Consider the following 24,297-nt stretch of genomic DNA (forward strand, 5'->3'; position numbering starts at 1 on the left):
GGGCGCCTCAGCTCTGCGGGACCGGCAGGACGTCCGGCGAGAGGGCGGCGGCGCGGGCCGAGGAGGCCGTCATACGGCGCCGGTGGTGCCGGCGGCACAGGACCTCGTAGCCGACCTGGTCCCCGGCGTTGACGTCGCCGACCACGACCTGCGCGCCCTCGACGACCATCTCGCCGCCGACGGTGCGCGCGTTGTGGGTGGCGCGGGCGCCGCACCAGCACAGGGCCTCGACCTGGAGGACCTCCACCCGGTCGGCGAGCTCGACGAGCCGCTGCGAGCCCGGGAAGAGCTTGGACCGGAAATCGGTGGTGATGCCGAAGGCGAAGACGTCGAGGTCGAGGTCGTCGACGACCCGGGCGAGCTGGTCGATCTGCTCGGGCGCGAGGAACTGGGCCTCGTCGGCGATGACGTAGTCGCACCGCCCGCCCTTCGACAGGTGGGCGACGAGGTACGCGTAGAAGTCGAAGCCCTCCGCCGCCTCGACGGCGTCGGTGACCAGGCCGAGCCGGGAGGACAGCTTGCCCTCGCCGGCCCGGTCGTCCCGGGTGAAGATCATGCCCTGGAGTCCGCGGGCGGACCTGTTGTGTTCGATCTGAAGAGCGAGGGTGCTCTTTCCGCAGTCCATCGTTCCGGAGAAGAACACCAGCTCGGGCATGGGAGGTCGGGGACCTTTCGGGTCAGGGTCGCGGTCGGGGAGTGACGGGTGCGGGTGGGGACGGGTAACGGAAGGCGCGGGGCCGAGGCCTCAGGAGCGTACTTCCAGCAGCGGCACGAGTTGTTCCGCCGCGGTCATCGAACCGTGCATGCCCACCATGGCGGACTCGTTCGGCTCGTTGACGGAGGCCGTGATGGCGAGGGCGTCCTGGGCCGCGGCGACCACGTCGCCGATGCGCCCGTGGACCCGCGCGTCGACCTGGTCGCCGAACCAGCCGAGCGCGACGGCCTCGTCCCGGCTCGCCACCCAGAACCGGTCGCCGAGGACCTCGCTCCAGCAGGTGAGGACGTCCGCCTCGGCACCCGGGACGGCGTAGACGTGCCGGGCGCGGCCCTCGCCGCCGAGGAGGGCGACGCCGGCGCGCAGCTCCCAGTCCTCGTCGAAGTCGATCCGGTGGTCGTCGTCGAAGGGGATGTCGACCATGCCGTGGTCGGCGGTGACATAGAGCGCGGAGCGCGGCGGGAGCTGCTCGGCGAGGCGCTGGACGAGCCGGTCGACGCACATCAGCTGGCCGCGCCAGGCGTCGGAGTCGATGCCGAAGCGGTGTCCGGCGCCGTCGAGCTCGCTGTAGTACGTGTAGACGAGGGAGCGGTCGCCGGCGGCCAGCTGCTCGGCGGCGAAGTCCATCCGCTCCTCGCCGGAGAGCCTGCCGTGAAACGTTCCGCCACTCAGCGCGATCTTGGTGAGCGGGGTGTCCTGGAATATCGGCGACGAGACCTGGGCGGTGTGGATCCCGGCCTCGTGGGCGAGCTGGAAGACCGTCGGGTACGGCTGCCAGACGCGCGGCGGGGTCCAGGGCTTCCAGCGGAGCTGGTTCATCAGCTCGCCGGTCTGCGGGTTGCGCACGGTGTAGCCGGGCAGCCCGTGCTCGCCGGGGAAGCGGCCGGTGCCGACCGAGGCGAGCGAGGTCGCCGTGGTGGCCGGGAACCCCGCGGTGAGCGGGCGGCCGGTGCCGCCGCGCGAGCTGCCGAGCAGCGAGGTGAGGTACGGGGCCTCGTCCGGGTGGGCCTTGATCTGCTCCCAGCCGAGCCCGTCGATGAGGAAGACGCAGTTGCGGTCGGCCGGGGCGAGCTCGGCGATCCGGGGCTCGCAGCCGGGCACGCCCTGTCCGGAGACGAGCGTCGGGAGCAGGTCCGCGAGGGAGCCGCTGCCGTACTCGGGGAGCGGCGCGGTGGCGGGGTCGAGCGGGACGGGTTCGTCCGGCCACCCCTGGGCGACGGCGGTGGGCTGGACCATCAGCGGCTGACCGCGGTGTCCGCGGTGGCTTCGGAGAGCGCCTGCGCGAAGGCGAGCGTCTGGCGGACGGTGTCCGGGCCGTCGCCGGCGTCGCTGACGCGCAGGCTGAGGTCGTCGGCGGTGGAGTTGCCGGTGTAGCCGTGGTCGGCGTCGCAGTTGGGGTCGCCGCAGGCGGCGGGCTCCAGGTCGATGCGGGAGACGGCGCCCCAGCCGATGGTCAGGACGACCTCGCGGGGCAGGGTCCCCGGCGTGTACGACTCCGGGTTGGCGACGACGCGGCTGACGACGATCGAGGAGATCCGGTCCAGCTTGACCGACTCGGTGGAGGTCGTGGCGTACGGCGTCGGGGAGCTGGTGTCGGCGGCCTGCTCGTCGGTGTGGCTGACGATGAAGCGGTTGGCCGTCAGGACGAGGACGGTGACATGGCGGCGGACCTCGTTCGCGTCGAAGGTGGTCTCCTGGTGGACCACGTACGACGAGACCGCCTCGCCGCCGACGGCGGACTCCACCGCCTCGGCCACGAGGGCCGGGTAGTAGCCGCTGCGCTCGATCGCCGCGCGCAGCCCCTGGGTCGTCGTACCGGTCTTTGCCATGGACTCCATCCTACGGGGCTGTGGGCCCCCCTCCCGCCCTCCCGCGGGGCTCGTCGGCTCGCCCATGTCACTGGTAGCTCGGGAGGCGCCGCGGGCCGAGGTCGGTGCGGGGCGGGGGCGGGGCGAGCCGGACGGTGGCGCCGAGGACGGAGACGCCACGGGGGGCGACGACGACGGGTTCCAGGGAGATGGCGACGACCTCGGGGTGGTCGTCGACCAGCCGGGAGACCCGCAGCAGCAGCTCTTCGAGGGCGGGGGTGTCGACGGGGGCGGAGCCGCGCCAGCCGAACAGGAGCGGGGCGGTGCGGATCGAGCGGACGAGGTCGGCGGCGTCCCGGTCGGTGGCGGGGACGAGCCGGTGGGACATGTCGCCGAGCAGTTCGGAGGCGGCTCCGGCGAGGCCGAAGGAGAGGACGGCGCCGACGGCGGGGTCGATGGCGGCGCGCACGACGGTGTCGACCCCGCGCGGGACCATGGCCTGGACGACCGGCTGGAGCTCCTCGGGCTTGCCGAGGGTCTCGGTGATCTCGGCGTACGCGGTGCGGAGCTGCTCCTCGGTCGCCAGGTCGAGCCGTACGCCGCCGAGGTCGGGGCGGTGGCGCAGGTGCGGTGCCGTGGTCTTGAGGGCGACGGGGAAGCCGAGCCGGGTGGCGGCGCGGACGGCTTCGTCGGGGGTGGGTGCGGGCAGGGTGGGCAGGACGCCGATCCCGTACCGCCCGAGCAGCTCCCCGGTCTCCTCGACGCCGAGGGTCACCCCGCGCGGATCGGTGCCCTCCTCGCCGAGCACCCGCCCGATGAGGCCGGCGGCCCCGGTCTCGTCGATGGTGTCGAACTCGGGCACTCGTCCGGGGTCGGCCGCGGCCTGCCGGCGCCACTGCGCGTACCGCACGGACTCCGCGAGAGCCCGCACGGCCCGTTCGGCGGCGGGGTAGGAGGGGATGGCGCGGGCGGCGGGCGGCTCGCCCTGCTCGGTCGGCACTCCTGGGGCGGCCGGGTCCGGTGGTGCGGAGGTTGGGGCCTGGGGCCCGGAGACCGGGGCCTGGGGTGCGGAGGCAGGGGCTTGGGGCCCGGGGGCCGAGGCCTGGGGCCCGGAGACCGGAGCCTGGGGTGCGGAGACCGGAGCCTGGGGCGCGGAGACCGGAGCCTGGGGCGCGGAGACCGGAGCCTGGGGCGCGGGCGGCTGCTTCGCCTCGGGTGCCCCGGCTGGCGGCGCGGTCCGGCCGGCCGGGCGGGTGCGGGTCGCCTCCGCGAGGGCCTCGGCCAGGGCGCCCATCTCGACATGGACGACGACGACCGGCTTGGCCGCGCCCGGGGCGTCGGCGACGGCGGAGCGGAGGGCGGCGGCCAGGACCTCGCCGTCGCCGGACTCGGTGGCCCCGTTCTCCCCGACCCAGGGGATCGCGGTGACGACCACGGCGTCGCAGGCGTCGTCGGCGAGGGCGGCGGCGAGCGCGGTGCGGAAGTCGGCGGGGGTGGCGCCGGTCGTCAGGTCGAGGGGGCGCAGCGGGCGCAGCCCCTCGGTGAGGCAGGCGTCGTAGGTGAGCAGCCCGAGGGACTCGGAGTTGCCGAGGATGGCGACGCGGGGGCCGGCGGGCAGGGGCTGGTCCGCGAGGAGGAGGCCCGCGTCGACGAGTTCGGTGACGGTGTCGACCCGGATGACACCGGCCTGCCGCAGCAGCGCGGAGACGGTGGCGTGCGGGATGCGGGTGACGGGGACGCGGTGGCCGGGCGGGGCGCTGCCGCTGTGCCGGGCGCCCTTGACGACCACGACCGGCTTGACCGCGGCGGTGCGGCGGGCGAGCCGGGTGAACTTCCGCGGGTTGCCGATCGACTCCAGGTAGAGGAGGACGACGTCGGTCGCCGGGTCGTCGTACCAGTGCTGGAGGAGGTCGTTGCCGGAGACGTCCGCCCGGTTGCCCGCGGAGAGGAAGGAGGAGAGTCCGGCACCCCGCCGGTGCAGTCCGGCGAGGAGGGCGATGCCGATGGCGCCGGACTGGGTGAAGAGCCCGATGCGGCCGGCGGCCGGCATCTGCGGGGCCAGCGAGGCGTTCAGCCGTACGGACTCGGCCGTATTGATGATCCCGAAGGCGTTGGGGCCGATGATCCGCATGCCGTACGAACGGGCCTGGCGCAGCAGCGCGCGCTGGCGCTCGCGGCCCTCGGTCCCGCTCTCCGCGTATCCGGCCGAGAGCACGACCAGGCCCCGCACCCCGTGCTCGCCGCAGTCGGCGACGGCCTCGGGGACCCGCTCGGCGGGGACGGCGACGACGGCGAGGTCGACGTCCTCGCCGATGTCGGCGACCCTCCGGAAGGCGGGAACGCCCTCCAGCTCGTGCCGCCCCTCCCCCAGGGCGCTGTTCACGGCGTGGACCCGCCCGGTGTAGCCGGCGTCGAGGAGGTTGTGGAGCACGGCCCTGCCGACCCCGCCGGGGGCGCGGCTCACGCCGATCACGGCGACGGAGCCGGGCGCGAGGAGCCGCTGCACGGACCGGGCCTCGGCGCGCTGTTCGCGGGCGCGCTGGACGGCGAGGGAGCGGTCGGTGGGCTCCAGGTCGAGGTGGAGGCGGACGGAACCGTCCTCGAAGCTGCGCTTCTGGGTGTAGCCGGCGTCCGTGAACACCTTGATCATCTTGGTGTTCGCGGGCAGCACCTCGGCGACGAACCGCCGGATGCCGCGCTCCCGCGCGACCGCCGCGATGTGTTCGAGGAGCGCGGACGCGACCCCGCGGCCCTGGTGGGCGTCCTGGACGAGGAAGGCGACCTCGGCCTCGTCGGCCGGGGCGGAGGCGGGGCGCCCCAGGGCGTTGATGCGGTCGTAGCGCACGGTCGCGATGAAGTCCCCGCCCACCGTGGCGGCGAGCCCCACCCGGTCGACGAAGTCGTGGTGGGTGAAGCGGTGCACGTCCTTGGCGGACAGCCGGGGGTACGGGGCGAAGAAGCGGTAGTACTTCGACTCGTCCGAGACCTGCTCATAGAAACTGACCAGCCGCTCGGCGTCGTCGGCGGTGATGGGCCGGATGCGCGCGGTGCCGCCGTCACGGAGGACCACGTCCGCTTCCCAGTGGTCGGGATACGCGTGTTCCGGCTGTTCGGACTGTTCCGACGCGCTCTGCATGGGGCAAGAGTAAGGCCGGGGTCCGACAGCGGCACCGGTCGCGCGGCGGGTGCCCGCCATGCAAGGTAGGGAGGGCCTAACGGCCGCCCCGAATGGGGCCGAAGGTCGGTACGAGCACGTCGCCGCCCGTGAGAGACTGGTCTAGACAACCGCTGAAAGTTGAAGGGCAACCACCATGGCTGAGCGCCGCGTCAACGTCGGCTGGGCCGAGGGCCTGCACGCCCGCCCCGCCTCCATCTTCGTCCGTGCCGCCACGGCCGCCGGCGTCCCCGTGACGATCGCCAAGGCCGACGGCAACCCGGTCAACGCCGCGTCCATGCTCGCGGTGCTCGGCCTGGGTGCCCAGGGCGGCGAGGAGATCGTCCTCGCTTCGGACGCCGATGGCGCCGAGGCCGCGCTCGACCGCCTCGCGAAGCTGGTCGCGGAGGGTCTCGACGAGCTCCCCGAGACCGTCTGACCCGTCTCCTCCCCGACGACGGATCGCGAAGGGCCGCACCTGCCGGAATTCCGGCGGGCGCGGCCTTTTCTGCGATGCGACCCTTTTTCCTTCACTGGAATCAGGCAGCGCAAATCGGGAAGGTGAAGCTGGAATAGGGCGACCCCAATCGATCAGCCACCCCCATCGCCTTTCCCTTGTATACGGCGCCGGTGTTAATTCCGCGGCCCCGCGGTGTTTACGACATGTTGCGAAACCCTCACACGCGCCCGCTCCGGACGCCGGGGCCGGTGCAGCGGCAGGGAGCGCTCCACGTGCAGGGCGGTCAGGGCGCGGGCCCGTTCGGCGTCCCCGCGCGCGACGGCGTCGACGATGGCCCCGTGCTCGGCCCAGGCCTCCACGGGCCGCTCGGCGGGCTCGACCGCGTACATCCAGGCGATCTTGTGCCGCAGCTGGGTGAGGAGCGCGGTGAGCGGCGGGCTGCCGGACGCCTGGGCCAGCGTCTCGTGGAACCACGCGCCGAGCGAGCGCAGATCGTCGCCCTGGCCGCGCCTGGCCCGCTCCTGCCCCAGCCTGACCAGCCCGCGCAGCACCTTGAGGTGCGCCTCGGTGCGGCGCTGGGCGGCGCGGGCGGCCCCCAGCGGCTCCAGCAGGGTCCGGACGTCGAGCAGGTCGGCCGCCTCCTGCTCGGTGGGCTCGGCGACATGGGCGCCGGCGTGCCGGCGGGTGACCACGAAGCCCTCGGACTCCAGGGTGCGCAGCGCCTCGCGGACCGGGACGCGGGAGACCCCGTAGCGGCGCGCGAGCTGCTCCTCCGTCAGCCGGGCGCCCCACGCGAAGACGCCGGAGACGATGTCGTCCCGGATCGCCGTGCATACCGAGTGCGCGGGAACACGCATGTCCGACCTCCGTAGGTGATCCGCGCGAAACCCCGTCGAGTGGCGCCCGCCCTGCGAACTCTCGCGAACTCTATTGCAGGACGCCGGAATTTCCGATGCCACCCGGTAATTGGGGCACGAAAAAGAAGCCCCGGCTCGTTCGAGCCGGGGCTTCTTCACAGAATTCACACCTCAGACCTGGACCCCGCGGGCGCGGAGGTAGGTGATCGGGTTGATGTCCGATCCGTACTCGGCGCTGGTGCGGGCCTCGAAGTGGAGGTGCGGGCCGGTCGAGTTGCCGGAGGAGCCGGAGATGCCGATCTGCTCGCCGGGGGTGACCGTCTGGCCGACGGAGACGCCGATCGAGGAGAGGTGGCCGTACTGGGTGTACGTGCCGTCGTTCATCCGGATGACGATGTTGTTGCCGTACGCGCCGCCCCAGCCGGCCTCGACGACGGTGCCCGAGCCCACGGAGACGACCTGGGAGCCGTAGGCGGCGTGGAAGTCGATGCCGGAGTGGTGGCCGGAGGACCAGAGCGAGCCGCCGGTCTTGTAGCCGGTGCTCACGTACGAGCCGGCGACGGGGAGCTGGAAGGAGCTCAGGCGCTTGCGCTCGGCCTCGCGGGCGGCGCGCTCCTTGGCGGCGCGCAGCTCCTTGGCGCGGGCCTCGGCCTTGCGCTTCGCCTCGGCGGCGGCCTTGACGCGGGCGGCGGTCTCGACCGCCTCCTTCTCCTGCGCGGCGGCCTGGGCGTCGACCCGGTCGGCGAGGGAGTCGGCGGTGATCACCTGGGTGAGGCCGGTGTCTTCCGGGGAGACGGGCTCCGTGTCGGCGGCGAACGCCGGGGAGGCCAGGGTTCCGATGACGCCGGTCGTCGCAAGGGTCGCCACACCGGCGATGCCCACTCCGCGGCGCGCCAGACGGCTCGGACCACGATGCTTCCCGGTGGCACGGGTGAACGCCATGTAGTGGCTGATCCTTTCCTTCCCTCTCGCCTACCGGGTTAGCTGACGGGTTCGGAGCAGGAAGGTCTCCTACGGGCCCCTCCGCTCGCTGAGCGAAGGCGTCCGATTCACCCCAGGGACTGCGATGGGTCCCCGGCTCCCCAGGCTCGCGCCTTACGGGGACTCGGCGATGACTGCCCGTTGCCGCGGATGCGGCGTCGTACTGCGGACGAACAGTCGGGTCGAAGCTAGGCCGATCTTCTGTCAATCGCCAAACAGACACGCTCTTTTGTAAGACATGCCACAGGGCAGAAGATCACACTTCTCAGCAATACGGACAAAAGGGAGGACCCCGACGAACCAGGTCGTCGGGGTCCCCGAACCGGTGTGACAGCGGCTCAGTCAGCCGGTCACGACCGTCACTTCACCGATGCCGAGGGCACGCACCGGCTCCTCGATCTGCGCCGCGTCACCGACGAGCACGGTGACGAGCCGGTCCACCGGGAAGGCGTTGACCACGGCCGCGGTCGCCTCCACCGTGCCGGTCTCGGCGAGGCGCGCGTACAACTGCGCCTGGTAGTCGTCCGGGAGGTGCTGCTCGACCTGGTCGGCGAGCGTGCCCGCGACGGAGGCGGCCGTCTCGTACTTGAGCGGCGCGACGCCCACCAGGTTCTGCACGGCCACATCGCGCTCGGCGTCCGTCAGACCGTCGGCGGCGAGGGTGCGCAGCACCTTCCACAGGTCGTCAAGTGCCGGGCCCGTGTTGGGGGTGTCGATCGAGCCGCTGATGGCGAGCAGCGACGCCCCGTTGCCCTCGCCGTCGGAGCGCAGCACCTGGCCGAAGGCGCGCACGCCGTACGTGTAGCCCTTCTCCTCGCGCAGGACGCGGTCCAGACGGGACGTGAGGGTGCCGCCGAGGCAGTACGTGCCGAGCACCTGGGCCGGCCACACACGGTCGTGGCGGTCGGCGCCGACGCGGCCGATGAGCAGCTGCGTCTGGACGGCGCCGGGGCGGTCCACGATGACGACCCGGCCGGTGTCGTCGGCCGAGACGGACGGCATGCGCCGCCGGTCGGCCGCGGTGCCCGTCCAGGCGCCCAGCGTCTCGGCTAGCACCTTGTCGAGGTCGACGTCAGTGAGGTCGCCGACGACCACGGCGGTGGCCGTGGAGGGGCGCACGTACGCGTCGTAGAAGGCGCGGACGGCGGCGGCGTCGATCGCGGCGACGGTCTCCTCGGTGCCCTGACGCGGCCGGGAGGCGCGCGCGGAGGCCGGGAACAGCTCCTTGGAGAGCTGCTTGGCCGCTCGGCGGGCCGGGTTGGCCGACTCGTGCGGGATCTCGTCCAGCCGGTTGCGCACCAGCCGCTCGACCTCGGACGCGTCGAACGCGGGGGCGATCAGCGCCTCGGAGAGCAGGCCGAGCGCCTTGGGCAGCCGGGAGACCGGGACCTCCAGGGAGACCCGTACGCCCGGGTGGTCGGCGGCCGCGTCGAGGGTGGCGCCGCAGCGCTCCAGCTCGGCGGCGAACTCCTCGGCGGTGTGCTGGTCGGTGCCTTCGGACAGGGCGCGGGCCATGATCGTGGCCACGCCGTCCAGGCCCTCGGGCTCAGCGTCCAGCGGGGCGTCGAGGGAGATCTCGACGGCCACGACCTGCTGGCCGGGGCGGTGGCAGCGCAGCACGGTCAGCCCGTTGTCCAGGGCGCCGCGCTCCGGGGCGGGGAAGGCCCAGGGCGTGGCCTCGCCCGGCTGGGGCTGCGGGTGGAAGGTCATGCTCGTCAAAGACGCGGCAGCGTCGGTCACTGGTCCGCTCCCTCTTCCTCGTCGCTGTCGGCGTCGTCGCCGTCGGCGCCCACCGGTTCGTAGACCAGCACGGCGCGGTTGTCCGGGCGCAGGGTGGCCTTGGCGACCTCCTGCACCTCCTCGGCACTGATGTCGAGGACCCGGTGCACGGCGGTCAGCGCGAGCTGCGGGTCGCCGAACAGCACCGCGAAGCGGCACAGTTCGTCGGCGCGGCCCGCGACCGTGCCGAGGCGGTCCAGCCACTCGCGCTCCAGCTGCGCCTGCGCGCGCTCCATCTCCTCGGGCGTCGGGCCCTCGGCGGCGAAGCGGGCCAGCTCGTCGTCGACGGCCGACTCGATCTGCGGCACCTCGACGCCGCCGGAGGTCTTGACGTCCAGCCAGCCCAGCGAGGGCGCGCCGGCCAGCCGCAGCAGCCCGAAGCCGGCCGCGACGGCGGTGCGGTCGCGGCGGACCAGCCGGTTGTGGAGACGGGAGGACTCGCCGCCGCCGAGGATCGTCAGAGCCAGGTCGGCGGCGTCACACGCGCGCGTGCCGTCGTGCGGCAGCCGGTAGGCGGCCATCAGCGCACGCGCCGGGACCTCCTCCTCGATGACCTCGCGCAGCTGCTCGCCGATCACCTCGGGCAGCTCGCCGGAGCGCGGCTCGGGCTTGCCGTCGTGGCCCGGGATCGAGCCGAAGTACTTCTCGACCCAGGCGAGCGTCTTCTCGGGGTCGATGTCGCCGACGACCGAGAGCACCGCGTTGTTCGGCGCGTAGTACGTGCGGAAGAAGTTCCGCGCGTCTTCCAGGGTGGCGGCGTCCAGGTCGGCCATGGAGCCGATCGGGGTGTGGTGGTACGGGTGGCCCTCGGGGTACGCGAGGGCGGTGAGGCGCTCGAAGGCGGTGCCGTACGGCACGTTGTCGTACCGCTGGCGGCGCTCGTTCTTGACGACGTCGCGCTGGTTCTCCATGGACTCGTCGTCCAGGGCGGCGAGCAGCGAGCCCATGCGGTCGGCCTCCAGCCAGAGCGCGAGCTCCAGCTGGTGGGCCGGCATGGTCTCGAAGTAGTTGGTGCGCTCGAAACTCGTGGTGCCGTTGAGGGAGCCGCCGGCGCCCTGCACCAGCTCGAAGTGACCGTTGCCGTGGACCTGCTTCGAGCCCTGGAACATCAGGTGCTCGAAGAGGTGGGCGAGACCGGTGCGGCCCGCGACCTCGTGCCGCGAGCCGACGTCGTACCAGAGGCAGACCGCGGCGACCGGGGTCAGGTGGTCCTCCGAGAGCACCACGCGCAGGCCGTTGGCCAGCCGGTGCTCGGTCGCTGTCAGGCCGCCGGAGCCGGCCTCGGCCGTGGCCGTGTGACCCATGGGCATGTACGTCCCTTCGATCGCGATGTGGAAAAGTCCTGCCACTGTATGCAAGCGCGCCGACACCTCGCGAAGTTCCCGTCCCGTCCCGACGTCCCTCTTCCGGGTCGTGACGGGGGCGCGCCGGTGACCCCGCCGGGCCTCAGACCCGGGTCGCGGTCCCGCTTGTCAGTGGCACGGTCCACAATGGTCCGCGTCAGATCAACTTGTTGGTGAAGGAGCCGCAGCCGCGATGGCCCGCCGCAGCACGAAGACACCGCCGCCGGACGACGCGTTCGAAGAGCGAATCCTTGACATCGACGTAGTCGACGAGATGCAGGGCTCGTTCCTCGAGTACGCGTACTCGGTGATCTACTCGCGCGCGCTGCCCGACGCCCGCGACGGCATGAAGCCCGTACAGCGCCGGATCGTCTACCAGATGAGCGAGATGGGGCTGCGGCCCGATCGCGGGTTCGTCAAGTGCGCCCGTGTCGTCGGCGAGGTCATGGGCAAGCTGCACCCGCACGGCGACGCGTCGATCTACGACGCGATGGTGCGCATGGCGCAGCCCTTCTCCATGCGCCTCCCGCTGGTCGACGGCCACGGCAACTTCGGCTCCCTCGGCAACGACGACCCGCCGGCCGCCATGCGGTACACGGAGTCGCGGATGGCGCCGGCCGCGCTGATGATGACGGAGTCCATCGACGAGGACACCGTCGACTTCGCGCCGAACTACGACGGCCAGGAGCAGGAGCCCGTCGCGCTCCCCGCCGCGTATCCGAACCTGCTGGTCAACGGCGCCTCCGGCATCGCGGTCGGCATGGCGACCAACATGCCGCCGCACAACCTGGGCGAGGTCATCGCGGCCGCCCGCCACCTGATCCGCTACCCGAACGCGGACCTGGAGGCGCTGATGCGCTTCGTACCGGGTCCCGACCTGCCGACCGGTGGCCGGATCGTCGGCCTGTCCGGCGTCAAGGACGCGTACGAGACGGGCCGCGGCACCTTCAAGATCCGTGCGACGACGAGCGTGGAGACCGTGACGGCCCGCCGCAAGGGCATCGTCGTCACCGAACTGCCCTTCAGCGTCGGCCCGGAGAAGGTGATCTCCAAGATCAAGGACCTGGTCGGCTCCAAGAAGCTGCAGGGCATCGCCGACGTCAAGGACCTCACGGACCGTAGCCACGGCCTGCGCCTGGTGATCGAGATCAAGAACGGCTTCGTGCCGGAGGCGGTCCTGGAGCAGCTGTACAAGCTGACGCCGATGGAGGAGTCCTTCGGCATCAACAACGTCGCCCTGGTCGACGGCCAGCCGCTCACCCTCGGCCTCAAGGAGCTCCTCGAGGTCTACCTCGACCACCGCTTCGAGGTCGTCCGGCGCCGCTCCGAGTTCCGCCGCGGCAAGAAGCGCGACCGGCTGCACCTGGTCGAGGGCCTGCTCGTCGCGCTCCTCGACATCGACGAGGTCATCCGGCTGATCCGGGAGAGCGAGAACTCGGCGCAGGCCAAGGAGCGCCTGATCGAGCGCTTCTCCCTGAGCGAGATCCAGACGCAGTACATCCTGGACACCCCGCTGCGCCGGCTCACCAAGTTCGACCGGCTGGAGCTGGAGACCGAGCGCGACCGGCTCACCGGCGAGATCGACGAGCTGACCGGGATCCTGGACTCCGACACCGAGCTGCGCAAGCTGGTCTCGACGGAACTGGCGGCGGTCGCGAAGAAGTTCGCCACCGACAGGCGCACGGTCCTGCTGGAGTCGGCGGGCGCCCCCGTCGCCACCGTCGCCCTGCAGGTCGCGGACGACCCGTGCCGGGTGCTGCTGTCCTCCACGGGCCTGCTCGCCCGTACGGCCACGGTGGAGGTGCCGCCGGCCGACCCGGAGGCCAAGCGCGTCAAGCACGACGCGATCGTCTCCTCCGTGACGGCCACCCAGCGCGGCGACGTCGGCGCGGTGACCTCGACCGGACGGCTGCTGCGGATCGCGGTGATCGACCTCCCGCAGCTCCCCGACACGGCGGCCGCGCCGAACCTGTCGGGCGGAGCGCCGCTCACCGAGTTCCTCTCTCTGGAGGCGGACGAGACGGTGATCTGTCTGACCACGCTCGCCGAAAGCTCCCCCGGCCTCGCGATCGGCACGCTCCAGGGCGTGGTCAAGCGCGTGGTGCCGGACTATCCGGCCAACAAGGACGAGCTGGAGGTCATCGGCCTCAAGGACGGTGACCGGATCGTCGGGGCGACGGAGCTGCGGACCGGCGAGGAAGACCTGGTCTTCATCACCTCCGACGCCCAGCTGCTGCGCTACCCGGCTTCGCAGGTACGCCCGCAGGGCCGCCCCGCGGGCGGCATGGCCGGCATCAAGCTGACGGCGGGCGCCGAGGTCATCTCCTTCACCGCCGTGGACCCGGCGGCGGACGCGGTGGTGTTCACGGTCGCCGGTTCCACCGGCACGCTGGACGCCTCGGCCGGCACGTCGGCGAAGCTGACGCCGTTCGACCAGTACCCGCGCAAGGGCCGCGCCACGGGCGGTGTGCGCTGCCAGCGCTTCCTGAAGGGCGAGGACGTCCTCATCCTGGCCTGGGCGGGTGCCGTCCCGGCCCACGCCGCCCAGAAGAACGGCGTGCCGTCCGAGCTCCCCGACCCGGACCCGCGCCGCGACGGCTCGGGCACCCCGCTGACGCAGCCGGTGGAGGTCGTGGCGGGCCCGATCGGCTAGGCCGGCCCCGGTTCCGTGGAGAAGCCCCCTGCCCCGCGCCGTCGCGCGGGGCAGGGGGCTTCTCTGCCTTCCGTGCTGTCTCCGCCGTCTCCCGCTTACGCCGGGCGGGGCGCGGTGGGGGCGTAGACGGCCTCGATCCCGGCGACGATCAGGCGCAGCCCTTCCTCGAAGCCGTTGTCGTAGTCGGCGAAGAGCTCCGCGCCGGCCGCCGCCGCGAGCGGGTAGTCCGCGAGCCGCTCGGCGCGCCGCTCCACGTCGAAGCCCTCACGGGGCTCCCCCGGCACCGGCTCGGTGCCCTGCTCCTCGGTGACGAAGCCGAGCGTGTACATGTACGCCGTGGTGCTGGCCCGCACCGCCTGGTGCAACGAGAATCCCGCGTCGACGAGCGAGCCCAGCTGGAGCTCCATGTCCGCGGCGAAGTCGGTACCGGTGAAGCGGGCCCCGCTGTAGACCTTGGCGCCGTCGCGGTAGCGCAGCAGCCCGGCGCGCAGGCCCCGGTTGACCGTGAGGATCCGTTCCTGCCAGGTGAGGTCGCCGGGCGGCCGCGTCTCGGGGTCCTCGACCATGCGCCGGTACATCACGGTCGCCATCTCGTCGAGCAGCGCCTGCTTGTTCTTGAAGTGCCAGTAGAGCGCGGGCGCCTGGACGTGCAGCTCCTGGGCGATCGCGCGCAGCGTCAGCCCGTCGAGGCCCCGCTCGTTGAGCAGGCTCAGAGCGGTCTCCGCCACCGATGCGGGGTCCAGCCGGGTCGTCTTCTTGGTCGCCACTCCGCCACGGTATCCCCTTGACAGCTTAACGACGTTAAGGGGATGCTGGCGATGTCGGAATTTAACGCCGTTAAGGACGTGGACACCGGAGGAAGCGGCATGGAAACCATCAATACCGTGGGGAGCATGGGGAGCGTGGGGACCGTGCGAAGCCTGGAGACGGACGTCGTCATCGTCGGAGCGGGACCCACCGGACTGGTGCTCGCGATCGACCTGGCCCGCCGGGGCGTGCGCGCCCTGCTCGTCGAGAAGGCGGACCGGCTCTTCCCCGGCTCCCGCGGCAAGGGAATCCAGCCGCGCAGCCAGGAGGTGCTCGACGATCTCGAGGCCCTGCCCGGGATCCTGGCGGCGGGCTCGCCCTACCCGCGGATGCGCGCCTGGGAGGGCGCGGAGCGGCAGGGCGAGTGGGACATGATGGCGCGCTCCGAGCCGACCGAGCAGGTGCCGTACGCCGCCATCCTGCTCATCCCGCAGTCACGCACCCAGGAGGTGCTGTACGCGCGCCTTCGGGAGCTCGGCGGCGACGTCCGGTTCGGGGCGGCCCTCACCGGGTTCCGCCAGTCCGAGGAGGCCGTCGAGGCGGAGCTCTCCACCGGCGAGACGGTGCGGGCCTCCTACCTCGTGGCGGCCGACGGCGGACGCTCCACCGTCCGCAAACAGATCGGCATCGGGATGACGGGCGAGACCGTCGACCCCCGCCCGATGCTCGTCGCGGACGTCCGGCTCTCCTCCGACGCGATCGTGGACCGGGACAACTGGCATGTCTGGCCGAACGCGCCGGGCGGAGCCGTGGCCCTGTGCCCGCTGCCCGGGGGCGACCAGTTCCAGCTCATCGCCACCTTCGAGGACGAGACCGCCGCCGTGGACACCGCTCCCCGCACGGTGCGCGAGCTCCTCGCCGCCCGCACGCCGCTCGCCGCGGCGGACGTCGTCGAGGTGCTGTGGGCCTCCGACTTCCGCGCCCGCGCAGCGATGGCGGACCGGTTCCGGGACGGCCGGGTCCTCCTCGCGGGCGACGCGGCGCACGTGCACTCCCCCGCGGGCGGCCAGGGCCTCAACACCAGCATCCAGGACGCGTACAACCTCGGCTGGAAGCTGGGCCGGGTGCTGCGGCACGGCGCCCCGGCCGCGCTGCTCGACTCGTACGAGGCGGAGCGGCTGCCCGTCGCCGCCGACGTCCTCGGCATCAGCACCCGTCTGCACCGGGCGAGCTCGGAGGGCGCGGACACCCAACGTGGCGAGGAGGTCCAGCAGCTCGGGCTCGGCTACCGGGACTCGCCGCTCACCGTGGAGACCAGGACCGGGCTCGCCGACGGTGCCTTGCGCGCGGGCGACCGCGCGCCGGACGGCCCGTACGGCGCCGGCCGGCTCTTCGACGTCTTCCGGGGCCCGCACTTCACGCTGCTCGCGGTCGGCGTCCCGCTGCCGCCCCTGGCGGACGGCACGGTGCGCACGGCCCGCCTCGCCGCGTACGAGCCGTACGGCACGGGCCTGTTCCTGATCCGCCCGGACGGGTACGTCGGCTGGGCCGGTGCGGGTGCCGGCGGCCTCGCCACCTACCTCGCCACCTTCGGTGCCGCCCACCTGCCGGTTGGGGGCTAGGCGGTGTCCCCGGGCTCGTCCTCGCTGCCGGGTACGTACCGCAGGACGCCCCACAGGGCATGGTCGTCGGGGGAGTCCCCCGGGCCGTTCTGCTCGCAGTCGGCGAGCTCCTTGCGGAGGGCGGCCGCGTCGACGCCGGTGCCGATGAGGACCAGCTGGGTCAGCCGTTCCTCGCCGGCCGGCCACGGCTCCGGCCGGAAGCGCAGGAAGCGGCCGACCGCGTGGACGGCGTAGCGGTTGGCCGGGTCGGCGGTGCCGAAGTCGACGAAGCCCTTGAGGCGGTAGAGGCCCTCGGGGCGCCCGTCGAGGAAGGCCATCAGCCGGCGCGGGTGCAGCGGCGTCGTCGTGCTCAGGGAGACCGTGTCGTACGCGGCGTGCGGGTGGGCGTGCCCGGCCCCCTCGCCGTCCGGCCCGTACAGGATGTCCTCGATGGACATCTGGCCCTCGATCTCGTCCTCCGGCACCACCCGGTCGAAGAGCAGCTCGGGGTCGATCCGCCCGTGCGCGGCCTCGATCACCGCGGCCCGCGGGGCGAGTGCGGCGACCGTCTCGCGGACGCCGGCCAGTTCCTCGGCCGGGACCCGGTCGGCCTTGTTGACGACGACCAGGTCGGCCGTGGCGAGATGCCGGTCGGTCTCCGGGTGCCGGGCGCGCGTGGCGGCGAACTCGGCGGCGTCGACCACCTCGATCAGACCGCCGTACACGATCCGCTCGTTCTCGCTGGCCAACAGCATGCGGACCAGCTCCTGCGGCTCGGCGAGCCCGCTGGCCTCGATCACGATCACGTCCAGGCGGACCTCGGGGCGGGTGAGCACCTCCAGGTACTCGTCGAGCTCGCTCGCGTCCACCGCGCAGCACAGACAGCCGTTGCCCAGGGAGACGGTGGAGCCGACCTGACCGGCGACGGTCATGGCGTCGATCCCGATGTCGCCGAAGTCGTTGACCATGACCCCGATCCGCGTACCGCGCGCGCTGCGCAGCAGATGGTTGAGCAGGGTGGTCTTCCCCGCCCCGAGAAACCCTGCCAGGACGACGACGGGGATCTGCTGGGTGGTCAAGGCTGCTGTCCTCCGTGCCTGCGGTGCCCGCGCGGGTCGTCGGAGCCCGCGCGCGAAGCCCCCAGGATAGGCAGGCCGTGCACCGGATCCGGGCAGCGGCATTTCCGGCGGGCGCCCTCGTCCCCGTACCGTTTCCGGCATGAGCCCCGCAGTCACCTCCCCCGGACTCCGTCCGGGGGGACCCCCCGCGCGGCCGCCCGCCCGCCGGCGCAGGTTCGGGTGGCCGCGGCGGATGTTCTCGCAGGTCCTGCTGATGCAGCTGGCCATCGCCACCGGCGTGACCGTGCTGGCCACCGGCCTCTTTCTGGCCCCGCTGAGCGCCCAGCTCGACGACCAGGCGATGCGCCGCGCCCTCGCCATCGCCCAGACCACGGCCTCCCCGCGGGTGGCCGCCGACCTGGCGACCACCCGGCCCTCCGCACACGGGCCGGTGCAGGCGGAGGCGGAGCGGATCCGGCGGTCCACCGGCGCCGAGTACGTGGTGGTGATGGACACCCACGGGGTCCGCTGGTCCCACACCGACCCCGTCCAGATCGGCCGGATCGTCTCCACCGACCCCAGCGAGGTGCTCGCGGGCCACCCGGTGATGGAGATCGACAGCGGCACCCTGGGTCGCTCCGCGCGCGGCAAGGCACCGCTGCGGGACGCCAGGGGCGAGATCGTCGGCGCGGTGTCCGTCGGCATCGAGTACGACAGCGTCCGCGACCGGCTCCTGGCCGCGATTCCCGGCCTCCTCGCGTACGCCGGTGGCGCCCTCGCGGCGGGCGCGCTCGCCGCGTATCTGATCTCCCGCAGGCTCCAGCGGCAGACCCACGACCTGGCCTTCTCCGACATCTCGGCCCTGCTCGCCGAGCGCGAGGCCATGCTGCACGGCCTCCGCGAGGGCGTGGTGGCCCTCGACCGCGCGGGCAGGATCCGGCTGATGAACGACGAGGCCCAGCGGCTCCTCGGACTCGGGCCCGAGGCGACCGGACACCCGCTGGACGAGGTGCTCGGCTCCGGCCGCACCGCGGACGTCCTCGCGGGCCGCGCCACCGGCGAGGACCTGGTGACGGTGCGCGGCAGCCGGGTGCTGATCGCCAACCGGATGCCCACCCACGACGGCGGCGCGGTCGCCACCCTGCGCGACCGCACCGAACTGGAGCGGCTGGGCCGCGAGCTGGACTCGACGCGCGGCCTGATCGACGCCCTGCGGGCCCAGGACCACGAGCACGCCAACCGGCTGCACACCCTGCTCGGCCTGCTGGAACTGGAGATGTACGAGGAGGCGGCCGACTTCGTCAACGAGGTGGTCGGGGTGCACCGCACCACCGCCGAGCAGGTCACCGAGAAGGTGCGTGACCCGTTGGTCGCCGCGCTGCTCGTCGGCAAGGCGACCGTCGCCGCCGAGCGGGGCGTGTCGCTGCGCATCGCCCCCGACTCGCTGCTCCCGGACCGCCTGGTCGACCCGCGCGAGCTGGTCACGGTCGTCGGCAACCTCGTCGACAACGCCCTGGACGCCGCCTCCGGCACCGCCGACGCGCTCGTGGAGGTGGATCTGCGGGGCGAGGGCGGCACGGTCGTCCTGCGGGTCACGGACAGCGGCCCCGGCGTCCCCGCCGACCGGCGCGAGCTGATCTTCACCGAGGGCTGGACCACCAAGGAGCCTCCGGCGCACGGCAAGCGGGGCCTGGGGCTCGCCCTGGTGCGCCGGCTCGCCGAGCGCCGCGGCGGCGACGCCCGGGTCGACACCGGCGCGGACGGGGGCGCGGAGTTCACCGTCGTCCTGCCGGAGGCCCTGCGCGAGGCCGAGCCACTGCTGCCCGCGCCCTCCGGAGAGCCCGCCGGGGAGTCCTCGCCCCACTCCTTCGGGGAGGCACGGTGATCGGCGTCCTGGTCGTCGACGACGACACGCGGGTGGCGCGGATCAACGCCGCGTACGTCGCCAAGGTGCCCGGCTTCCAGGTGGTCGCCGTCGCCCACTCGGCGACGGAGGCCCTGGCCCGGCTCGCCGAGGCGGAGACCCCGGTGGACCTGATCCTCCTGGACCACTACCTCCCCGACGGCAACGGCCTCGCCGTCGTGCGGGAGCTGCGCGCCCTCGGGCACCAGAGCGACGTGATCATGGTGACCGCGGCGCGCGACGTGGCGACGGTCCAGGCCGCGATGCGGCACGGGGCGCTGCAGTACCTGGTCAAGCCGTTCAGCTTCGCGGGGCTGCGGGCCAAGCTGGAGGCGTACGCGGCGCTGCGGCGGGCCCTGGAGGGCGGCGGGGAGGCCGAGCAGGCCGAGGTGGACCGGATCTTCGCGGCGCTCTCGGCGGGCACGGTCGCCCCCGAACTCCCGAAGGGCCACTCCCCCACGACGGCCGAGCTGGTCCGGCAGGTGCTCCTCGCGGCGGAGGGAGCCCTGTCGACGCAGGAGATCGCCGAGCGGGCCGGGGTGAGCCGCCAGACCGCCCAGCGCTACCTGAAGCTGCTGGAGCGGACCGGCCGGGTCCGGCTCTCCCTGAAGTACGGCGAGACGGGCCGCCCCGAGCATCGCTACGAGTGGGCCGCCTCCGCGACGCGCTGAGGCGTACGGATCCGGGGCGGAGCCTCGCGTGCGGAGCCGGGCGCGGTCTCGCGTACGGCTCCGCCTGCCTCCTGGGCCGGGGCCTGGCGCCCTCGGCGCCGCCCCGGTGGCCTCAGACGGCTCCCGCCCCCGTGAGCGCCCGTACCTCCGTCTCGGCGTGCCGGGCCTCGTCCGGCGGCTCCGGTGAGGTGGCGGTGCCCAGCCAGCCCGCGAGGAAGCCGAGCGGGATGGAGACGACGCCTGGGTTCTGCAGCGGGAAGAGCTGGAAGTCGACGCCCGGGAAGAGGGATTCCGGGCTCCCGGAGACGACCGGGGAGACCAGCACCAGCAGGACGGCGGGGATGAGCCCGCCGTACACCGACCAGACCGCGCCCCGGGTGGTGAACCGGCGCCAGAACAGCGAGTAGAGCAGCACCGGAAGGTTCGCGGAGGCCGCGACGGCGAAGGCGAGGCCGACGAGGAAGGCCACGTTGAGGTCGCGGGCGAGCAGGCCGAGGCCGATCGCCGCCACCCCGATCCCGGCGGCGGCGCACCGTGCGACGGTCACCTCGCTGTACTGCTTGGCGTGGCGGCGGCGCAGCGAGGCGTAGAGGTCGTGGGCGACGGAGGCGGAGGAGGCCAGGGTGATGCCGGCCACGACGGCGAGGATGGTGGCGAAGGCGACGGCGGCGACGATCGCGAAGAGGACGGTCCCGCCGGTGGATCCGGCGCCGCCGCCGAGGTCGAGGGCGAGCAGGGGTACCGCGGTGTTGCCGGCGCTGTTGGAGGCGCGGACCGTGTCGGGTCCGACGAGGGCGGCCGCGCCGAAGCCGAGGACGATCGTCATCAGGTAGAAGCAGCCGATGAGGCCGATGGACCAGACGACCGAGCGGCGGGCGGCCCGCGCGGTGGGCACGGTGTAGAAGCGGGACAGGATGTGCGGCAGGCCCGCGGTGCCGAGCACGAGGGCGAGGCCGAGGCTGACGAAGTCGACCCGGGCAATCCAGTCGCCGCCGTAGCGCAGCCCGGGCGCGAGGAAGGCCCTGCCGTGGCCGCTGCGGTCGGCGGCGGCGGTGAGCAGCTGGTCGAAGTCGCCGTGGAAGCGGAGCAGGACGAGCACGGTGAGGGTGATCGTGCCGGCCATCAGGAGCACGGCCTTGACGATCTGGATCCAGGTGGTGGCCCGCATGCCGCCGAGCGACACGTACACGACCATCAGCGCGCCGACGCCGATCACGGTCCAGGCGCGGGCGGCTTCGCTGGTGCCGCCGAGGAGCAGGGCGACGAGGCTTCCGGCGCCGACCATCTGGGCCACGAGGTAGAGCACGGAGACGATCACGGAGGAGCTTCCGGCGGCGATGCGGACGGGGCGCTCGGCCATCCGGGAGGCGACGACGTCGGCGAGGGTGAAGCGGCCGCAGTTGCGGACCAGTTCGGCGACGAGGAGGAGCACGACCAGCCAGGCGACGAGGAAGCCGACGGAGTACAGCATGCCGTCGTAGCCGAAGAGGGCGATCAGTCCGGAGATGCCGAGGAAGGAGGCGGCCGACATGTAGTCGCCGGCGATGGCGAACCCGTTCTCCAGGGGCGAGAAGAGCCGCCCTCCGGCGTAGAACTCCTCGGCCGAGCCCTGCCGTTTACGCCCGACCCAGGTGGTGATCCCGAGGGTGACCGCGACGAAGGCGCTGAACAGCAGCAGGGACAGGGTCTGGTGGTTTCCGGTCACCGCCGCACCCCCCGGGTCATCTCCTGGGTGTCCCAGCGCAGTTCGAGGGCGGCGCGGTCCCTGCGCAGCCTGGCGTGCCGGGCGTACGCCCAGGTCAGCAGGAAGGTGGTGGCGAACTGGCCGAGTCCGGCGAGCATCGCCACGTTCACCGCTCCGGCGACCGGCCGGGCCATGAGGCCGGGGGCGGCGGTCGCGGCCACCACGTACGCCAGGTACCAGAGGATGAAGGCCGCGGCGGCCGGGAAGACGAACCGGCGGTAGCGGCTGCGCACCTCCTGGAAGGCGGGGCTGCGCTGGACCTCCAGATAGATCTCGGCCGCGCTGTGGGCCTGTTGCCGGGGGAGGCCGCCGTGCGGTCCCGCGACGGGCGCTTTGGCCACGTCGTGCTCGCCCCGGCCGGCGGCCGGCTCGTCGTACCAGGGGTCGTCGATCCGCACCGTGGCGAGATCGCGCCCCTCCTGCTTCTCCACCGGTGAACTCTCCTTGTCAGCGAACCGTTTCGGCCGCGTGCCCAAGGATGGACAGAGCGGGAAGATCTCGGACTCTTCTCCCGCACTCTTCACCCCATTAGGTGACGGATCTCCCTATACGCCTGACCGGCCCGTCCGATAGGCATATCGGGCGGGCCGGTCAGGGGGTGCTTCCGGGCGCGGCGACGCCCGTCGGGCATCGCGTCGCCAGGTCGAACGTCAGGCGTCAAACGTCAGGCGTCAGACATCAGGCGTCGATGCGCGAGCGGTCGAGGGTCGCCGCGGAGCTGGTGATGAACTCCTTGCGGGGGGCCACGTCGTTGCCCATGAGGAGGTCGAAGACCTGCTCCGCCGAGTCGAGGTCGCCGATGTTGATCCGGCGCAGGGTGCGGTGGCGCGGGTCCATCGTGGTCTCCGCCAGCTGGTCCGCGTCCATCTCGCCGAGGCCCTTGTAGCGCTGGATGGAGTCCTTGTAGCGGACGCCCTTGCGCTGGAACTCGAGCAGCGTCTGGCGCAGCTCGCCGTCCGAGTACGTGTAGACGTACTTGTCCTGGCCCTTCTTCGGCTGGATCAGCTCGATGCGGTGCAGCGGCGGCACGGCGGCGAAGACCCGGCCGGCCTCGACCATGGGGCGCATGTAGCGCTGGAAGAGGGTCAGCAGCAGGCAGCGGATGTGGGCGCCGTCGACGTCGGCGTCGACCAGGAGCACGATCTTGCCGTACCGGGCGGCGTCGAGATCGAAGGTGCGCCCCGAGCCCGCCCCTATGACCTGGATGATCGCGCCGCACTCGGCGTTCTTGAGCATGTCCGAGACGGAGGACTTCTGGACGTTGAGGATCTTGCCGCGGATGGGGAGCAGCGCCTGGAACTCGCTGTTGCGGGCCAGCTTGGCGGTGCCGAGCGCGGAGTCTCCCTCGACGATGAAGAGCTCGCTGCGCTCGACGTCGTCGCTGCGGCAGTCGGCCAGCTTGGCGGGCAGCGAGGAGGACTCGAGCGCGGTCTTCCTGCGCTGCGCGTCCTTGTGCTGGCGGGCCGCGATCCGGGTGCGGGCGGCGGCGACGGCCTTCTCCAGGACGGCGCGGGCCTGGGCCTTGGCGTCGCGCTTGGTGGAGGTCAGGAAGGCCTTGAGCTCCCTGGCGACCACGGCGGCGACGATGCGGCGGGCCGCGGAGGTGCCGAGCACCTCCTTGGTCTGGCCCTCGAACTGCGGCTCGGCGAGGCGGACGGTGACGACCGCGGTGAGGCCCTCCAGGGCGTCGTCCTTGACGATGTCGTCCTCGGCGACGCGCAGCATCTTGGCGGAGCGCAGCACCTCGTTCACCGTCTTGGTGATCGCCTGCTCGAAGCCGGAGATGTGGGTGCCGCCCTTGGGGGTGGCGATGATGTTGACGAAGGACTTGACCGTGGTGTCGTAGCCGGTGCCCCAGCGCAGGGCGACGTCGACGCCGAGTTCGCGGGTGACCTCGGTGGGGGTCATGTGGCCGCGGTCGTCGAGGACCGGGACGGTCTCCTTGAAGGTGCCCTGGCCGGTGAGTCGCAGCACGTCGCAGACGGCCTTGTCCTGGGCGAGGAACTCGCAGAACTCGCTGATGCCGCCGTCGAAGCGGAAGGTCTCCTCGCTCTTGCCCACGCCCGCCAGGTCACGCTCGTCGCGGACGACGAGGGTGAGGCCGGGCACGAGGAAGGCGGTCTGGCGGGCGCGCTGGTGCAGCGTCTCCAGGTTGAGCTTGGCGTCCTTGAGGAAGATCTGGCGGTCGGCCCAGTAGCGCACACGGGTGCCGGTGCGGGTCTTGGGGACGCGCTTGCCCTTGAGGAGGCCGCCGGACGGGTCGAAGGGGCTGTCGGGGCCCTGCTCGGTGAACATCCCGGGGACGCCGCGGCGGAAGCTGATCGCGTGCGTGGCGCCGTTGCGGTCGACCTCGACGTCCAGGCGGGCGGAGAGGGCGTTCACCACGGAGGCGCCGACGCCGTGCAGACCGCCGGAGGCGGCGTACGAGCCGCCGCCGAACTTTCCGCCGGCGTGCAGCTTGGTCATGACGACCTCGACGCCGGAGAGCCCGGTCTTGGGCTCGACGTCGACCGGGATGCCACGGCCGTTGTCACGGACCTCGACGGAGCCGTCCTCGTGGAGGATGACGTCGATGTGGTCGCAGTAGCCCCCGAGAGCCTCGTCGACGGAGTTGTCGATGATCTCCCAGAGGCAGTGCATCAGGCCGCGGCTGTCGGTGGACCCGATGTACATACCGGGTCGCTTGCGAACCGCTTCGAGCCCTTCCAGGACGAGCAGGTGCCGCGCGGTGTAGTTGGAACCGTCACGGTCTGCGGTCAGCAGCGCACTGGACGGCACGGACGTCTCGGCGGTCACGCGGTTCGCTCCTCGCTGAATTTGAAA

General features: G+C 72.7%; 18 protein-coding genes and 1 riboswitch. Of the genes, 5 read left to right on the forward strand and 13 right to left on the reverse strand.

Features of this window, described 5'->3' with window-relative positions; all coding sequences use genetic code 11:
• Positions 1–7: 7 nt before the first annotated feature.
• From ACZ3ZE_RS26140 to ACZ3ZE_RS26155, 4 genes are all read right to left on the reverse strand, one after another.
• Entirely contained in the window at positions 8–655 is a 648-nt protein-coding gene (locus ACZ3ZE_RS26140) for a thymidine kinase (protein WP_361177860.1), read from the reverse strand.
• 90 nt (positions 656–745) lie between these two features.
• Positions 746–1,951 (reverse strand): alkaline phosphatase family protein, encoded by a 1,206-nt coding sequence (locus ACZ3ZE_RS26145; protein WP_361177858.1) that lies wholly within the window; start codon positions 1,949–1,951, stop codon positions 746–748.
• Positions 1,951–2,544, reverse strand: coding sequence for a DUF5998 family protein (locus tag ACZ3ZE_RS26150; protein ID WP_329424957.1), 594 nt, complete (start codon positions 2,542–2,544; stop codon positions 1,951–1,953). Before ACZ3ZE_RS26150 ends, ACZ3ZE_RS26145 begins: the two co-directional genes overlap by 1 nt.
• A gap of 67 nt (positions 2,545–2,611) precedes the next feature.
• Positions 2,612–5,659 carry a bifunctional acetate--CoA ligase family protein/GNAT family N-acetyltransferase gene (locus ACZ3ZE_RS26155; protein WP_467260910.1) on the reverse strand — a complete coding sequence of 1,016 codons (3,048 nt, stop codon included), beginning with the start codon at positions 5,657–5,659 and terminating at the stop codon, positions 2,612–2,614.
• A 175-nt stretch (positions 5,660–5,834) separates the two neighbouring features.
• Between ACZ3ZE_RS26155 and ACZ3ZE_RS26160 the strand changes: the two genes are divergently transcribed.
• Positions 5,835–6,116 carry an HPr family phosphocarrier protein gene (locus ACZ3ZE_RS26160; protein WP_005310999.1) on the forward strand — a complete coding sequence of 94 codons (282 nt, stop codon included), beginning with the start codon at positions 5,835–5,837 and terminating at the stop codon, positions 6,114–6,116.
• A gap of 194 nt (positions 6,117–6,310) precedes the next feature.
• Here ACZ3ZE_RS26160 and ACZ3ZE_RS26165 read toward each other — a convergent pair whose 3' ends face one another.
• The 4 genes from ACZ3ZE_RS26165 to ACZ3ZE_RS26180 all read right to left on the reverse strand — a co-directional run bounded on the left by ACZ3ZE_RS26165 (position 6,311) and on the right by ACZ3ZE_RS26180 (position 11,064).
• Entirely contained in the window at positions 6,311–6,994 is a 684-nt protein-coding gene (locus tag ACZ3ZE_RS26165) for a GntR family transcriptional regulator (RefSeq protein WP_361627681.1), read from the reverse strand.
• A gap of 171 nt (positions 6,995–7,165) precedes the next feature.
• Positions 7,166–7,936, reverse strand: coding sequence for a M23 family metallopeptidase (locus ACZ3ZE_RS26170; protein ID WP_361177851.1), 771 nt, complete (start codon positions 7,934–7,936; stop codon positions 7,166–7,168).
• Between the two features lie 12 nt (positions 7,937–7,948).
• Positions 7,949–8,115, reverse strand: a riboswitch (cyclic di-AMP (ydaO/yuaA leader).
• Between the two features lie 202 nt (positions 8,116–8,317).
• Positions 8,318–9,685, reverse strand: coding sequence for a M16 family metallopeptidase (locus tag ACZ3ZE_RS26175; RefSeq protein ID WP_361177892.1), 1,368 nt, complete (start codon positions 9,683–9,685; stop codon positions 8,318–8,320).
• A 26-nt stretch (positions 9,686–9,711) separates the two neighbouring features.
• Positions 9,712–11,064 (reverse strand): M16 family metallopeptidase, encoded by a 1,353-nt coding sequence (locus ACZ3ZE_RS26180; RefSeq protein WP_361177849.1) that lies wholly within the window; start codon positions 11,062–11,064, stop codon positions 9,712–9,714.
• 226 nt (positions 11,065–11,290) lie between these two features.
• On the opposite strand from ACZ3ZE_RS26180, the gene ACZ3ZE_RS26185 reads away from it, so the two are divergent.
• Positions 11,291–13,750 carry a DNA gyrase/topoisomerase IV subunit A gene (locus tag ACZ3ZE_RS26185; RefSeq protein WP_467260912.1) on the forward strand — a complete coding sequence of 820 codons (2,460 nt, stop codon included), beginning with the start codon at positions 11,291–11,293 and terminating at the stop codon, positions 13,748–13,750.
• 95 nt (positions 13,751–13,845) lie between these two features.
• Here ACZ3ZE_RS26185 and ACZ3ZE_RS26190 read toward each other — a convergent pair whose 3' ends face one another.
• A complete protein-coding gene (locus tag ACZ3ZE_RS26190; RefSeq protein WP_361177845.1) occupies positions 13,846–14,517 on the reverse strand; it encodes a TetR/AcrR family transcriptional regulator C-terminal domain-containing protein in 672 nt (223 codons plus the stop codon).
• Between the two features lie 99 nt (positions 14,518–14,616).
• Here ACZ3ZE_RS26190 and ACZ3ZE_RS26195 point away from each other — a divergent pair, with 99 nt between their 5' ends.
• Entirely contained in the window at positions 14,617–16,119 is a 1,503-nt protein-coding gene (locus ACZ3ZE_RS26195; RefSeq protein ID WP_467260914.1) for an FAD-dependent monooxygenase, read from the forward strand.
• Here the strand turns inward: ACZ3ZE_RS26195 and ACZ3ZE_RS26200 are convergent.
• Positions 16,116–17,177 (reverse strand): CobW family GTP-binding protein, encoded by a 1,062-nt coding sequence (locus ACZ3ZE_RS26200; RefSeq protein WP_467260916.1) that lies wholly within the window; start codon positions 17,175–17,177, stop codon positions 16,116–16,118. The two genes, ACZ3ZE_RS26195 and ACZ3ZE_RS26200, sit on opposite strands and share 4 nt — an antisense overlap.
• 232 nt (positions 17,178–17,409) lie before the next feature.
• Here ACZ3ZE_RS26200 and ACZ3ZE_RS26205 point away from each other — a divergent pair, with 232 nt between their 5' ends.
• Positions 17,410–19,041 (forward strand): sensor histidine kinase, encoded by a 1,632-nt coding sequence (locus tag ACZ3ZE_RS26205; protein ID WP_467260918.1) that lies wholly within the window; start codon positions 17,410–17,412, stop codon positions 19,039–19,041.
• On the forward strand, positions 19,038–19,730 hold the full coding sequence (locus ACZ3ZE_RS26210; protein WP_442304926.1) for a response regulator: 693 nt from the start codon (positions 19,038–19,040) through the stop codon (positions 19,728–19,730). Before ACZ3ZE_RS26205 ends, ACZ3ZE_RS26210 begins: the two co-directional genes overlap by 4 nt.
• A gap of 112 nt (positions 19,731–19,842) precedes the next feature.
• On the opposite strand, the gene ACZ3ZE_RS26215 is transcribed toward ACZ3ZE_RS26210, so the two are convergent.
• From ACZ3ZE_RS26215 to ACZ3ZE_RS26225, 3 genes are all read right to left on the reverse strand, one after another.
• A complete protein-coding gene (locus ACZ3ZE_RS26215) occupies positions 19,843–21,435 on the reverse strand; it encodes a solute symporter family protein (RefSeq protein ID WP_361177837.1) in 1,593 nt (530 codons plus the stop codon).
• Positions 21,432–21,950 (reverse strand): DUF485 domain-containing protein, encoded by a 519-nt coding sequence (locus ACZ3ZE_RS26220; protein ID WP_361177835.1) that lies wholly within the window; start codon positions 21,948–21,950, stop codon positions 21,432–21,434. The genes ACZ3ZE_RS26215 and ACZ3ZE_RS26220 overlap by 4 nt, the downstream gene beginning before the upstream one ends.
• A 202-nt stretch (positions 21,951–22,152) precedes the next feature.
• Positions 22,153–24,270, reverse strand: a complete 2,118-nt coding sequence (locus ACZ3ZE_RS26225; RefSeq protein ID WP_361177833.1) for a DNA gyrase/topoisomerase IV subunit B — start codon at positions 24,268–24,270, stop codon at positions 22,153–22,155.
• Between the last annotated feature and the right edge of the window lie 27 nt (positions 24,271–24,297).

The organism is Streptomyces sp. NPDC023157, assembly GCF_055560575.1.

Coding starts and splice junctions, on each gene's coding strand:
- ACZ3ZE_RS26140 (WP_361177860.1), bottom strand. CDS start 655: ATGCCCGAGCTGGTGTTCTTCTCCGGAACGATGGACTGCGGAAAGAGC.
- ACZ3ZE_RS26145 (WP_361177858.1), bottom strand. CDS start 1,951: ATGGTCCAGCCCACCGCCGTCGCCCAGGGGTGGCCGGACGAACCCGTC.
- ACZ3ZE_RS26150 (WP_329424957.1), bottom strand. CDS start 2,544: ATGGCAAAGACCGGTACGACGACCCAGGGGCTGCGCGCGGCGATCGAG.
- ACZ3ZE_RS26155 (WP_467260910.1), bottom strand. CDS start 5,659: ATGCAGAGCGCGTCGGAACAGTCCGAACAGCCGGAACACGCGTATCCC.
- ACZ3ZE_RS26160 (WP_005310999.1), top strand. CDS start 5,835: ATGGCTGAGCGCCGCGTCAACGTCGGCTGGGCCGAGGGCCTGCACGCC.
- ACZ3ZE_RS26165 (WP_361627681.1), bottom strand. CDS start 6,994: ATGCGTGTTCCCGCGCACTCGGTATGCACGGCGATCCGGGACGACATC.
- ACZ3ZE_RS26170 (WP_361177851.1), bottom strand. CDS start 7,936: ATGGCGTTCACCCGTGCCACCGGGAAGCATCGTGGTCCGAGCCGTCTG.
- ACZ3ZE_RS26175 (WP_361177892.1), bottom strand. CDS start 9,685: ATGACCTTCCACCCGCAGCCCCAGCCGGGCGAGGCCACGCCCTGGGCC.
- ACZ3ZE_RS26180 (WP_361177849.1), bottom strand. CDS start 11,064: ATGCCCATGGGTCACACGGCCACGGCCGAGGCCGGCTCCGGCGGCCTG.
- ACZ3ZE_RS26185 (WP_467260912.1), top strand. CDS start 11,291: ATGGCCCGCCGCAGCACGAAGACACCGCCGCCGGACGACGCGTTCGAA.
- ACZ3ZE_RS26195 (WP_467260914.1), top strand. CDS start 14,617: ATGGAAACCATCAATACCGTGGGGAGCATGGGGAGCGTGGGGACCGTG.
- ACZ3ZE_RS26205 (WP_467260918.1), top strand. CDS start 17,410: ATGTTCTCGCAGGTCCTGCTGATGCAGCTGGCCATCGCCACCGGCGTG.